The organism is Arthrobacter sp. B2a2-09, from assembly GCF_027587375.1.
Lineage (GTDB): Bacteria > Actinomycetota > Actinomycetes > Actinomycetales > Micrococcaceae > Arthrobacter.
In genome coordinates, this window is the sequence record NZ_JAMXIC010000008.1 from 107,992 (window position 1) to 120,175 (window position 12,184).

The following is a 12,184-nucleotide window of genomic DNA, read 5'->3' on the forward strand; positions in this document are numbered from 1 at the left end:
GAACCCGAACAGGCAGCAGATGCCCGCAAAAGGACGTTGAGAGGGCATCTGCTGCCAGCTCGCGCTTAAGTTCAGGAGGGTGGCGCGGTGGGCGACGGGGTCAGGATTTGGGCTTGGGTCAATTTTGCCCAAGGGGAGTCCGGGGCACCCTGGATTGCGGCCTCCGGGCTATCTCCCTGAGTCCACCACTTGGCCTCGAACGCGGATCCTTCAAAGAGAATGCGGTCGCCCTTGTGGTAAACGGTCTCCGGCGCCCATGCCGGGAAGGTTCCCGCAGGCACCGTTGCCTTGGGGCTTGGCCTATCTCCGGGCAGCACCGGACCCACAAGTTTCCACGGGGTGGCACCGCCCTGTAAGACCGGGTTGTCCGGGACGTCAGCGCGGGTCCACCATTTTGCCTCGTAGACGCTACCGTGCCAGACCACCCTGTCCGCCGCGGTGTAGGCGGCGTTGGTATTCCAGACCGGATAGGGGCTGGTTGCCGGGTCATCGGTGGGGGTGGCGGTGGCACTGCTTGAGGCAGTAGCTGTGGGCGATGGAACCACAGTCGGCGTAGGCAGCGCCACATCATTGGCAAGGGTGGCGGAGAACAGTTGGGAACCCTGGACGACCCCGCTGCAGCTGTCCGAGACCTTGCTCAAGTCGGGGTAGTTGGGGCTGCACGTCCGGTCCCTGTTCATGGACCACATCGACAACCTGCCGAGGCCCTTGTCTTTGACGAAGCTGTTCATGGTGGCGGCGTCATTGAGGGTGAATATTTCGCCGGCGATATCGTTCTGGCCGACCATGACGGTCAGGCCAAGCTTGCGCCAGAGGGTTTCGCTGCCAAAGTCAGTTCCGGCATTGCGGTAGAGGGCGGCGAGCTGTCCGTGGGCGGCATCAGCAGCTGACTCCGAGGCCCGGGACATGCTCCAAGTTGCAGGCTTGCTGGCGCCGAAATCCATCGTCATGATGTTCACACCCTCCAGTTCGACACCGCCTGCCAGGGTATGCGCCACGATGCCCTGGCCTTGGCTAGTGAGGCCGTTCGGGTCAGCCGCAAGGGTCAGCCAGACGGCGAGGGACTTGCCGTTGGATGCGCGTTCCTTCTGAAGGGCGGCAATGGCTTGCGCCCGTCGGTCGGCAGCGGCCGTGTCCGTCAGTGCACTGCTTTCAATATCGAGATCGATGGTGGTGAGATCGTAGCGATCCACAATCTGCCGGTAGGCGTCGGTCAGGGCCTTCGTGTCTTTGCAGGAAACGGCGAGTTCGTTATTGCTCAGCCCGCCGAAGGAAACCGCTGTGGTCCCGCCAAGCTGGCGGAGCCGGGCGATCCTCCGGTCCAGATCGAGGTCGGTACCGGCCTGGTCAGGGCTGTACACCGCACCCCAGGACGGGGCGCAGTCCTGCTTCGGATCGGCGACGACGAAAGACAGCACCACGGCTTTCGCGCTGGGCACGGCCGGATCTTCGAACGCGAACCGCGGCGTCGCCGTTACGTCCACGTAGCCGGAGAACACCGAAGGCATGGATGCTGCGGCACTGACATCCTGGACGTTGCGGAGGCCGAGGTAGCCCGCCGTGACCGCCGCGGCCACGATGACGCACAGGATGCCCAGGCGCAGTATGGACAGCCGGCGGCCGGGAAAGCGCTTCGACACAGAGATACCCCCAGAGCTTCTGAATAGGACTTCACGGATGTATGGGAAAGACTCACTCCCCGGGAAGCGCCGCAGCCTGCGTAGCATTTCCATGAGTTCTGTCGGAACTCCGCGTTGTTCGCCTATCATAGGGGCGCACTGAAGTGCGGTCCGTTACATTACGCCCGCATTGTGCCGTGCGCCCGCTGGGGGTGCAGGGACAGCGAATGGGGATTCATGTCGGATCAGATCGTGCTGCTTCGCCCCGATGAACAGGGAACGGCGGACGGGCAGTCTTCAAAAGCCCGAAAGCGCCAGTGGGGCGCAGAAAAACGCTCTGAACCGCTCTCGATCGTCCACCCGGCACCATCGCGGCGGAAAATAGTCCTCGGCCGCATCGGCGTCCTCACCACCGTGCTCGCCTGGCTCGGCTATGTGGTCACGACGGTGCTCAAACAGTTGGTGGACAACCCCGGCGCTGGATTCCGTTTCGGCGCCGAAACCCTCTCCTACTTGGTGGTGGTGTCCTTCCTGACGTTCTCGGCCCTGATGTACCTCACCGCCCGCCAGGGCGCCCTGACCCGCTTTCGGGCCCACCGCCGGGTTCCCCGAGGGGAGCTGGACCGGCACTTCTTCGACTACTCCGAGGGCATCACCGTGCTGATTCCTTCCTACGCGGAGGAACCGGAAGTAGTCCGCGGCACCATGTGGTCCGCGGTACTGCAGGAATTCCCGGACCTGAGCGTTGTGCTGCTTCTCGATGATCCACCTTTCCCGGAAGACCCCGACGTGCTCCGGCGCCTGGAGGCCACCCGCGCGCTCGCCGGTCAAATCACCGAAACGCTCGAGGAACCAGCGGCGAGGGTCAACGCCGCGTTCGCGACTTACCGCCGTCGTCGTACTCAAGGCTCTGAACTGGGGGCCGGTTCTAACGCCGGCACCGAAGTGGAGCGGCTGATCGCCGAATACGAGTACGCTGCGGCGTGGCTCGAAGCGATGGCCGAGACCGAGTCCGTCGAGGACCACGTGGATGAGTTCTTCGTCGATCTGGTCCTGATGGGCCTCGCCCGGGAACTACGCCTCGTAATTTTGGCCCTCTCGGCCGCCAACGCACAGCAGGCCTCGCCCGGCCCGGAACGCATCGCTGAGCTGTACGCGCGGCTTACCTGGATCTTCAACGCCCGGGTGTCCACGTTCGAGCGAAAGCGGTTCGCCAGCCTTTCCCACGAGGCCAACAAGGCCATGAACCTGAACGCCTACCTCTCGCTCATGGGCGGGACCTGGCACCCGGAACAGACAGCGGATGGGACCGTCTTGCGGCCCGCCGTCGTTACCGGGCCCGCAGGCGTTACCGGGCTGGCAAGAATGGCCGACGACGGCGACGCGCTGTCGGTCCCAGACACCACCTACGTCCTGACCTTGGACGCGGACTCGCTGCTGCTGCGCGACTACTGCCTCCGTCTGGTTCATCTCCTCGAATCCCCGGGCAACGAGCAGGTAGCCGTCACCCAGACCCCGTATTCTTCCTTCCGAGGCGCCCCGACACGGATCGAACGCATCGCCGGCGCCACCACGGATATCCAGCACATCCAGCACCAGGGCATGACCCAATACGGCGCCACGTTCTGGGTGGGTGCGAACGCCGTGATCCGCAAACGCGCCCTGGAAGACATCGTCGAGATCTCCACTGTGGGCGGCTTCGAAGTCAGAACCTACATCCAGGACCGAACCGTCATCGAAGACACCGAGTCCAGCGTGGACCTCGGCAAGCATGGCTGGACCTTGGTCAACTACCCGGAGCGGCTCAGCTACAGCGCCACCCCGCCGGACTTTGGATCGCTCGTGGTGCAGAGACGGCGCTGGGCCAACGGCGGCCTGCTGATCCTGCCCAAACTCTGGGAACAGATCCGCAACCGCCGCGGCCAAGCCCGGCCAGTCCTCTTCCGCGAAATCCTGCTGCGGGTCAACTACATGGCTTCCATCACCTGGGCCAGCTTCGGGCTGCTGTTCCTGCTGGCCTACCCCTACGACAGTCGTCTCCTCAGCCCCTTGGTTTTCCTTGCCGCCCTGCCCTACTTCCTGGCTATGGGCAGCGACCTGCGGGACTGCGGCCACCGGTTCAGCGACATCTTCCGGATTTATGGCTTCAACCTCGTTCTCCTGCCGGTCAACCTGGCAGGCGTGCTGAAGTCTCTCCAGCAAGCGCTCACGGGAGACAAGATCCCGTTCGTCCGCACCCCGAAGGTGAAGGACCGCACCGCAGCCCCGGCCCTCTACGTCCTCGCTCCGTACTTGATCGTCGCGTTCTCTTTGCTGACCGTCTGGCGCAACTGGGAACTTGGGAACTGGGGCAATGCGGCATTCGCAGCCTTCAATGCCGTCATGGCCGCCGGTGCGATCCGGGCCTACATCGGACTGGCCAACTCCGGAGTGGACATGTACCTGGGCGTGTTGAACTGGCTGTATGTCGCGCCCAAAAAGCCGAAGGCGCTACCACCGGCCATCATTCCCAAAACCCCGGAACAGGTGGACTGGGAGTCGCTGCTCTACCACGGGGACCGTCGCCTGAACCGGGACCTCCGTGGCAAGAACGACCGCCGGAAACGGGCCAGATCGGTGTAGGGCTACGCTGTCCTCGGACGTCGGTGTTCCGGCTCCGGCGTTGCCTTAAACGCCTTGCCTTAAACATCGACAAGTGTAAATATTTACGTGTGTCTATGTCGCTGGAGTTAACGCCCGTCCAGACGGTGGCGTGTTGTTCGCCGTTGTCCAGGGAGCCCTTGTCGGAATCCGAAGCCGAAGGGATCGTTCCGTTGCTGAAAGCGCTGGGCGATCCGGTGCGGCTGCGGCTGATGTCCCTGGTGGCGTCCCACGAGGGCGGCGAAGCCTGCGTATGCGATCTGAATGACGCCTTTGAGCTGTCGCAGCCCACCATCAGCCACCACCTGAAAGTCCTGCACGAAGCGGGTCTCCTGGAACGCGAAAAGCGCGGCGTCTGGGTCTACTACCGTGCCCGCACCGACGCCCTGTCCGGCCTGGCGGCCTTGATCGGGGGACAGGTCCAGTGAGCGTGCTGACACGGCGGGCCGTGGCGGAGTTCGCCGGCACCGCCTTCCTCGTCATGGCCGTGGTGGGGTCCGGGGTCACGGCCTCGCGACTGTCCCCGAACGACGTCGGACTGCAGCTCCTGCAGAACAGCATCGCCGCTGGCGCGGCGCTCGTGGCATTGATCCTGGCCCTGCAGCCGGTCTCGGCATCCTTCAACCCCGTTGTCACTTTGGTGGAACGCGCCCTGGGGATCCTGGACACGCCCACCGCCTTGGCACTGATCGCCGCCCAGTTCGCCGGCGGCCTGGCCGGGACCGTGCTCGCCAACCTGATGTTCGGCCTCGACGCCGTGACACTCTCCACGCATGAACGCGCCGGGGGAGGGCTGTGGCTCGGCGAAGTCATCGCCACCGTCGGGCTGCTCCTGGTCATCTTCGGCACCATCCGTTCCGGGCGGCCCGACAGGGTTGCCTTCGCCGTCGGCGGGTACATCACGGCTGCCTACTGGTTCACCAGCTCCACCAGCTTCGCAAACCCCGCCGTGACCGTGGCCCGGACCATCACCGACACCTTCGCCGGGATCGCCCCGGACTCCGCTCCGGCATTCATCCTCGCCCAGTTGCTGGGCGGCGCCGTCGGGTTCTTCCTGATCCGCGCCCTGTACCCAAGCGTTCCCGCGTTGCCCGCGCCCTTGCCCGCACTGGCGCCCGCGCCCGCGCCTTTGCCCGCACCCGCGCCCGATCGAAAGGTCCTCTCATGAGCACTGAAACCGTCAAGAAGCCCTCCGTTCTCTTCGTCTGTGTCCATAACGCCGGCCGTTCCCAGATGGCTGCCGCCTTCCTCACCACCCTTGGCGAGGGCCGGATCGAAGTCCGCTCCGCGGGTTCGCAGCCCGCAGACAAGGTCAACCCGGCCGCCGTCGAAGCCATGGCCGAACTTGGGATCGACATGTCCGCCGAAATCCCCAAGATCCTCACCACCGCGGCCGTGAAGGAATCCGACGTCGTCATCACCATGGGCTGCGGCGACGAATGCCCCTATTTCCCAGGCAAGCGCTACGAGGATTGGGTCCTCGAGGATCCGGCCGGCCAGGGACTGGAAGCCGTCCGCCCGATCCGCGACGAGATCAAGACCCGGATCGAGGACCTGATCGAGTCCCTCACCCCCGCCGCCGAGTAACGGGCACGTCCGGGGAACTTTGATGCAAGAATCGCAGGCATGAACGAAACACCCACAACCCCCAGTGTCCTGTTCGTCTGCAGCAGGAACGGCGGAAAGTCCCAGCTCGCCGCCGGGCTCATGCGCGACCTCGCCGGAGACGCCGTCACGGTCCATTCGGCAGGCACCAAACCGTGCGCGGAACTGAACCCCGAATCCGTCGAGTCCTTGAATGAACTCGGCATCGACATCACCGGCGAGCACCCCAAACCCGTCACGGACGAGGTGCTCAACGCCGCCGACGTCGTGGTCATCCTGGGCACCGAAGCCAAACTCGAACCCCACGGCACGGCCCGCTTCGAAACCTGGGAAACCGACGAACCCTCCACCCGCGGCCTCGAAGGCATGGAACGCATGCGCCTGGTCCGCGACGACATCAAGTCCCGCGTCCAAAAGCTCTACGCCGAACTCCTCGAGAACTAGGAACCCGATGGATCCGGCCCGGGAAGCATGCCTCGCCGGATACAGGCGGGCCCTTCTGGAGCTGAACAGCTGGCTGGAGAACGCGTCGTCGTCGGATCTGAAGCGCAAGAGCAACGGAACCCGCTGGACGAACGAAGAGCTGCTCTTCCATATGGTCTTCGGCTACATGATCGTCCGGTCCCTCTTGCCCTTGGTCCGCGTCATGAGCCGCCTGCCCCGATCCTGGGGCAGGGGTTTCGCCGCCATATTAGACGCCACCACGGGCCCATTCGACTGGGTGAACTTTTGGGGATCCCGGGCAGCTGCGATTGTTTATGACAGGCACCGGATGGGCCGGAAACTCGAAAAGACAATCACAGCCCTGGGCCGCCGGCTCGAACGCGAAACCCCGGGATCCTTGGCTAGATCGATGCCTTTCCCAACCCGCTGGGACCCCTTCTTCACAGCCGACATGACGCTGGCGGACGTCTACGCCTACGCCACGCTGCATTTCGACTTCCACGCCAAGCAATTGAGCCTCCGGCCACCCGATTCCTCGCCCGGGTCTTCTTGATGTCCGCGGTGCAGGCGGAAACTCGCATCACGAACCGCCTGAGCTAACGAAACGTCGGGACTTCGCGCACATTCTGCTGGATCATCGCCGAGGTATCGGAGGAAGACCTGCGTGTTTCCGGGGCATGTGCCGTGGGACTCCGGATGATCCAGCAGAATGTACCTTCGCCCCCTTCACGATGCCCAAAACTGCTGTCCAAATTGCACGGCACGGCCCACATGTCAGGTTTGAGGCCGTCGCCGCCTAGAATTGCTGGTTGAAGCAATCTAAACGAGATCCGCGGCGCACAACGCTGCGAGTCCTAGGGGACAAGACCATGCCGGATTCTGTGGACAACGAAGCCAGCGACGCTGCATCTAACGAAGGGCAGCCCGAACTTCGTCGACGCCGCGATCGCCGTCGCGCAGAGGGTGACGACGCCTGGACAGGAACTATGCCGATCATTACGCCGAACGATTCCGACGCACCCGCATCCACTCCTGCCCCGCTCCAAAGCAGGTCCTGGGCCGAAGCGGCAGCCGCCGCCGACGCGTCCACCGAGACGTCCACCGGGACGGAAACAGACTCCACCAGCGGCGACGCGAGCCGTGAGGAGCCGATCCGCGAGGAACCACGCCGTGAGAGCGTGACTGCGGCAGCACCGGCGTCGGGCGCTTTTCCCCCGAATGCCGCACGAGCCGGACGCGCCGCAGCCGCCAACGCTCCGATTTCCGACTTCATCTCCTCGCCGGGTTCCTTCGTGAAGGAACAGAAGCCACGTCCCATCGGTGGCTTCCGCGGCATGCTCTACAAGCTCAGCGGCGGCGCCTGGAACCTCGGTCCGAGCGCCAAGCAGCGCGAAGAAGACGAGCTGGCGCTGCGCATTTCCCGGCAGCTCCAAGGCAGCTACAACACGGCCGTCCTGAGCCTCAAGGGCGGAATCGGCAAGACCTCTACCACGGTAGGCGTGGGCCTCACACTCGCGGAGTTCCGTGGCGACCCGCCCTGCGCCATCGACGCCAACCCCGATTCCGGCGACCTCGTGGAGCGCGCCTTGGGTGAGGGCATCTACCAGAAGGCCACGCCGCGCACCATTACGGACCTGCTCAAGAACGTCGACAACGTCGATTCGCTCACGGCACTCGCACGCTACATGCACCATGCCGGCCGACTGCACCTGATCGCCGGCGAACAGGACCCGGAAGTTTCGGATTCACTAACCGCCGAGGAATACCTGCGGATCCGGCAACTGATCTCGGGATACTACTCCGTTGCCCTGACCGACTGCGGCACCGGCGTCACGCACAATGCGATGAGCGGCATCCTGCAGTCGGCCGACAACCTCATCATCGCCGCCGGCTATGCCGTGAGCGGTGCCAAGCGTGCCCGCAGCACCCTTCAGTGGCTTGCGAGCCACGGCTACGAGGAACTCGCCCGCAACGCGATCGTGGTGATCACGGACAAGGACGAGGTGTCGTCCCGCGTGGACAAGGACGCCATCGAGGAACACCTCTCCGGGATCTGCCGCCAGTTGATTGCCGTGCCGCACGACAGGGGAGTAGCCGACGGTGACTTGGTCACCCTGGACGTCCTGCGCCCCGATACCCGCCGTGCGTACAAAGAGATCGCGGCCGCGATCGTGGACGGGTACGTGTAGCGCCTCCCCTTCCGCAGGCCCCTCCCAACTAGCTCGCATTTAATGTCGTTTAGAGGGCTCTAAACGACATTAAGTGCGAGTTAGTTGGGTGGTGCCTAGAACGGCGCTGACGATACTCTATTTACTACTTGGTTTTCGCCGGAGCGAGCGGGTTCCTACTCGACTACTACGTGGATTGCAAATTGTCGGTTCCGCCCGGATTTCCCTAGAGTTGCACCTGGACGTCATTCGCTTTTGCGGGGCGTCCTCGCCATGACCGGGGACTGGGCCCGGGCATGGTGCACCACATCCCGTGCCTTCATGACACCCTGCTGCGCCCGTTTCTCGACCCGTGGCCAGCACCCAGGAGCCTCATTTGATTCCCAAAAAACTTGCGCTCGTGTTCGCTGCCGTGCTTCTCCTCGGACTGACGGGCGCCACTAGCCCTCGCCCCTCCACCAGCACAGCGCCCGACGCCGCACCCGCACCAATCGCGAACGCCGCACCCGCCGCTGAGGTGGCCCCGCTCGCCACGCCAACTCCAGCACCGCCCGCCGTTCCGGAACCTGCCGCCGCACCCGCGCCCGCCGTCGTCGTACCCCAAGCTGCCGTCTCACCCCAAACCGCCCCGGGCGGCTCCGTGAAGGTGCTCGACACCACCGCGGCCATCACCGACCCCAACTGGTTCCGCCAGGCCTACGCCGAGGGCTTCCGTCTTTACGTCATGCACTCCACCGCCTGGGGCACGTGCACCCCGTGGAAACAGACCCAAGCCCAATTGAAGATGGCGCTCGACGCCGGCCTCAAGATCGCGGTCTACACCCGTGACGCTTCGTGCTGGGAGAACGGGATCAAAGCCGCAGGCCCGTACATCTCCCAACTGCAGTTCTTCGCCCTGGACATCGAACCCGGTGGATCCTTGGTGACGCGGACCATGGTTGATGGCGTGCGGAGCCTGGGCGTGCGGCCCGTGATCTACAGCGGCAGCGGCATGTGGCCAGGGTTGATGGGCAACAGCGCCGCATTCTCGGATGTACCCCTCTGGGATACCGACACGAGCAACCTCAACTACCCCAGCTGGACCGCGAACCACCTGGCGCCCGCCCCCGTGCAGTACGGCGGCTGGAACACCGCGGGCACCATGCGCGTGGGGATCCAGCAGAAGTTCGAGCACACCCTGAACGGCATCAACGTCGACCTGAACTCGTTCGACGCCAGCTTCCTGAAGTAGGCGCTGCGCTAAATTCCTGACGCAAAGGGAATTCCGGGGGCGCAGGGAAAACACTGCGTCGGAGAGTCCGGGACGCGTCGGGACTATTTCCCCTGAGTTGTCCACATGGAGGAATTCGGTGCTGTCGTGGGCCGCAATCCACGTGGCAGGTTCTTAGGCATGACCCACTTGCCCCGCCTGATCCTCAGCCGAGATCACCTCTTTCACGGAACGACCCTCAAGGAACTCGCGCGGAGTGCCAAGGCAGGTGCCTTGCATCGCGTCCGCCAAGGAGTGTACGTTGACGGCGCTGCGTGGGCCGCGCTGAAACCGTGGGAACAATACCGCGTCCGGGTCACCGCTGCGGCCGAAACCTCCAGCGCGCGGACCATTTTCGCCAGACACTCGGCCGCGTCTGTATGGGGGATTCCCACCATCGGCGTGCATCATCCAGTGCAGGCCGTGACCCTGCGGAACGACGGCGGCCGCTCGCGGGCCGGGATAACCCGTCACTACGCGGACCCCGCTAGCCTCAAGGTATATCGCTGCGAGGGACTCCTGGTGACTGACAGGGTGCGCACGGTGCTGGACCTCGCCGCTTTCACCCCGTTCGTAGAATCCATCGCTCCCTTGGATCACGTGCTCAAAGCCGACCGGAAACGGGGATTGCCCGCCATCACGAAAGAGATCCTTCTGGCAGGAGCGGAAGGAATTTACACGGCGGCGGCCATCCGGAGAATCCACGCGGCGGTCGATTTCGCAGATCCCCTGTCCGGATCTGCGGGGGAATCCTACAGCCGCGCTTTGATGCATGTCGCCGGATTCGAGGCCCCGGTTCTTCAACGTGAATTCCGCGACGAAGCGGGCCTCGTGGGCTATTCGGACTTCTATTGGAAGGGTGTGCGGGTGGCCGGGGAGTTCGACGGCATCGATAAGTACCTGAAACCGGAATTCCTCAAGGGACGGACTGCGGCTCAAGCCGTCGTCGAGGAGAAGCTGCGCGAGGACCGGATCCGTGCCACGGGGTGCGGCGTCGTCCGTTGGGTGTGGGCGGAACTCATGGCGCCCGGGGTGCTCGAACGGAAGCTGGCAGCGGCAGGGGTGCGCCGGCGTCGTCCGCGAGGAGCCGTATGACGCGCGGAATGCCCGGCGCTGCGCTGGATGCCTGACGCAGCGCTGAATGCCTGACGCAGCCGGAATTCCCTGCGCGACAGGTATTTGGCGCGTCGCAAAGGAGGTGGCGTCCTAGGATGAAAGGGATGACCACCACCAGCACCCTTCAGCCCTTCAATCTTCGCAGCATTGCGTTACCCGCCTTTGGGCCCGCCCTGCTGTTCTGTATCGGCGAAGGCGCGGTGCTTCCGGTGGTGGTGTTGTCCGCCCGCGACCTTGGTGCTTCAGTGGCCGTTTCCGCCTTGGTGGTCACCCTGATCGGTCTGGGGTCCTGGTTCTTCAACCTGCCCGCTTCGCTCATCACCATCAAGTTCGGCGAACGATGGGCCATCGTCGCCGCGGGAGCCGCCGGAGCATTGGCCTTGTTGGCCGCCGGATTCGCGCCGCTCCTCGCGCACAACGGCATCTGGCTGCTCGCCGCGGCGATGATCGTCGTCGGGATGTCCACGAGCGTTTTCAACCTGGCGCGCCAGAAGTACCTCACGGAAGCCGTTCCGGTCATCTTCCGTGCCCGTGCCCTGTCGACGCTGGGCGGCGTCACCCGGATCGGCGTGTTCATCGGTCCGTTTGTCGGCGCGGCCGTGATGCAGTTCGCCGGCATCAGCGGCGCCTACTGGGTCGGAGTGGTGGGCATGGCGGCCGCCGCGGTGCTGTCCCTCACCATCCCGGATCTTGTGTTGCCGGACGACGTCGACGGCGGACGCAAGGGTCCCGAGCCTACCCTCCGTGGCGTCGCGGTTTCCCACGCGGGCGTGTTCTTGACTGTCGGGACCGGGATCCTGCTGCTCAGCGCGCTGCGGGCCTCCCGCCAAGTGGTCATTCCATTGTGGGCCGACCACCTGGGATTGGACGCAACACACGCATCACTGATCTACGGCTTGTCCGGCGCGATCGACATGCTGGTGTTCTATCCGGCCGGCAAGCTCATGGACCGCAAGGGGCGCATGTGGGTCGCCGTGCCGTCCACCCTCATCATGGGCACGGCGTTGTTCCTGATGCCGTCGTCCGCAGAGTTTGTGGGGCTGCTGCTGGCCTCGCTCCTGATCGGCTTCGGCAACGGCATCAGCTCGGGACTCATCATGACGCTCGGCGCCGACTTTTCCCCGGACAAGGGCCGCGGGCAATTCCTCGGCTTGTGGAGGTTCATCTCCGACGCCGGTGCCACAGGCGGACCCGTGCTGCTCTCGGCCCTCACTGCCGCCGTATCGCTCGCGGCGGGCGTCTGGGCCACGGGCGTCCTGGGCGTGGCCGCGGCGGCGGTGTTCGCCGTCGCACTCCCGAAACTCAAGCACCGCAGGAACTACTAGGGAACCTTGGCGGCGGGG

General features: G+C 64.6%; 11 protein-coding genes. 10 read left to right on the forward strand and 1 reads right to left on the reverse strand.

The window, feature by feature from the left end; translation table 11 throughout:
- Window positions 1-71: 71 nt before the first annotated feature.
- Complete coding sequence (locus NFJ07_RS11285; protein WP_269994403.1) at window positions 72-1,640, reverse strand: chitinase; 1,569 nt, start codon at window positions 1,638-1,640, stop codon at window positions 72-74.
- A 216-nt stretch (window positions 1,641-1,856) separates the two neighbouring features.
- On the opposite strand from NFJ07_RS11285, the gene NFJ07_RS11290 reads away from it, so the two are divergent.
- The 10 genes from NFJ07_RS11290 (at window position 1,857) to NFJ07_RS11335 (ending at window position 12,166) form a co-directional block, all read left to right on the forward strand.
- Window positions 1,857-4,241: a glycosyltransferase family 2 protein gene (locus NFJ07_RS11290; protein ID WP_269994404.1), complete on the forward strand. Its 2,385-nt coding sequence runs from the start codon at window positions 1,857-1,859 to the stop codon at window positions 4,239-4,241.
- Window positions 4,242-4,336: 95 nt separating this feature from the next.
- A complete protein-coding gene (locus tag NFJ07_RS11295; RefSeq protein WP_269994480.1) occupies window positions 4,337-4,687 on the forward strand; it encodes an ArsR/SmtB family transcription factor in 351 nt (116 codons plus the stop codon).
- Window positions 4,684-5,427: an aquaporin gene (locus NFJ07_RS11300; protein ID WP_269994405.1), complete on the forward strand. Its 744-nt coding sequence runs from the start codon at window positions 4,684-4,686 to the stop codon at window positions 5,425-5,427. Before NFJ07_RS11295 ends, NFJ07_RS11300 begins: the two co-directional genes overlap by 4 nt.
- The gene (locus NFJ07_RS11305) at window positions 5,424-5,846 is read left to right on the forward strand and encodes an arsenate reductase ArsC (RefSeq protein ID WP_269994406.1); all 423 of its coding nucleotides are present in this window, start codon (window positions 5,424-5,426) and stop codon (window positions 5,844-5,846) included. Before NFJ07_RS11300 ends, NFJ07_RS11305 begins: the two co-directional genes overlap by 4 nt.
- A 39-nt stretch (window positions 5,847-5,885) precedes the next feature.
- Entirely contained in the window at window positions 5,886-6,308 is a 423-nt protein-coding gene (locus NFJ07_RS11310; RefSeq protein WP_269994408.1) for an arsenate-mycothiol transferase ArsC, read from the forward strand.
- Window positions 6,309-6,315: 7 nt separating this feature from the next.
- Complete coding sequence (locus tag NFJ07_RS11315) at window positions 6,316-6,861, forward strand: DinB family protein (RefSeq protein WP_269994410.1); 546 nt, start codon at window positions 6,316-6,318, stop codon at window positions 6,859-6,861.
- A gap of 316 nt (window positions 6,862-7,177) precedes the next feature.
- Window positions 7,178-8,497, forward strand: a complete 1,320-nt coding sequence (locus NFJ07_RS11320) for a MinD/ParA family ATP-binding protein (RefSeq protein WP_269994412.1) — start codon at window positions 7,178-7,180, stop codon at window positions 8,495-8,497.
- Window positions 8,498-8,852: 355 nt separating this feature from the next.
- The gene (locus NFJ07_RS11325; RefSeq protein ID WP_269994414.1) at window positions 8,853-9,707 is read left to right on the forward strand and encodes a hypothetical protein; all 855 of its coding nucleotides are present in this window, start codon (window positions 8,853-8,855) and stop codon (window positions 9,705-9,707) included.
- Between the two features lie 159 nt (window positions 9,708-9,866).
- A complete protein-coding gene (locus NFJ07_RS11330) occupies window positions 9,867-10,820 on the forward strand; it encodes a hypothetical protein (protein WP_269994416.1) in 954 nt (317 codons plus the stop codon).
- Window positions 10,821-10,945: 125 nt separating this feature from the next.
- Complete coding sequence (locus NFJ07_RS11335; protein WP_269994418.1) at window positions 10,946-12,166, forward strand: MFS transporter; 1,221 nt, start codon at window positions 10,946-10,948, stop codon at window positions 12,164-12,166.
- Window positions 12,167-12,184 lie beyond the last annotated feature (18 nt).

Coding starts and splice junctions, on each gene's coding strand:
- NFJ07_RS11290 (WP_269994404.1), top strand. CDS start 1,857: ATGTCGGATCAGATCGTGCTGCTTCGCCCCGATGAACAGGGAACGGCG.
- NFJ07_RS11295 (WP_269994480.1), top strand. CDS start 4,337: ATGTCGCTGGAGTTAACGCCCGTCCAGACGGTGGCGTGTTGTTCGCCG.
- NFJ07_RS11305 (WP_269994406.1), top strand. CDS start 5,424: ATGAGCACTGAAACCGTCAAGAAGCCCTCCGTTCTCTTCGTCTGTGTC.
- NFJ07_RS11310 (WP_269994408.1), top strand. CDS start 5,886: ATGAACGAAACACCCACAACCCCCAGTGTCCTGTTCGTCTGCAGCAGG.
- NFJ07_RS11315 (WP_269994410.1), top strand. CDS start 6,316: ATGGATCCGGCCCGGGAAGCATGCCTCGCCGGATACAGGCGGGCCCTT.
- NFJ07_RS11320 (WP_269994412.1), top strand. CDS start 7,178: ATGCCGGATTCTGTGGACAACGAAGCCAGCGACGCTGCATCTAACGAA.
- NFJ07_RS11330 (WP_269994416.1), top strand. CDS start 9,867: ATGACCCACTTGCCCCGCCTGATCCTCAGCCGAGATCACCTCTTTCAC.
- NFJ07_RS11335 (WP_269994418.1), top strand. CDS start 10,946: ATGACCACCACCAGCACCCTTCAGCCCTTCAATCTTCGCAGCATTGCG.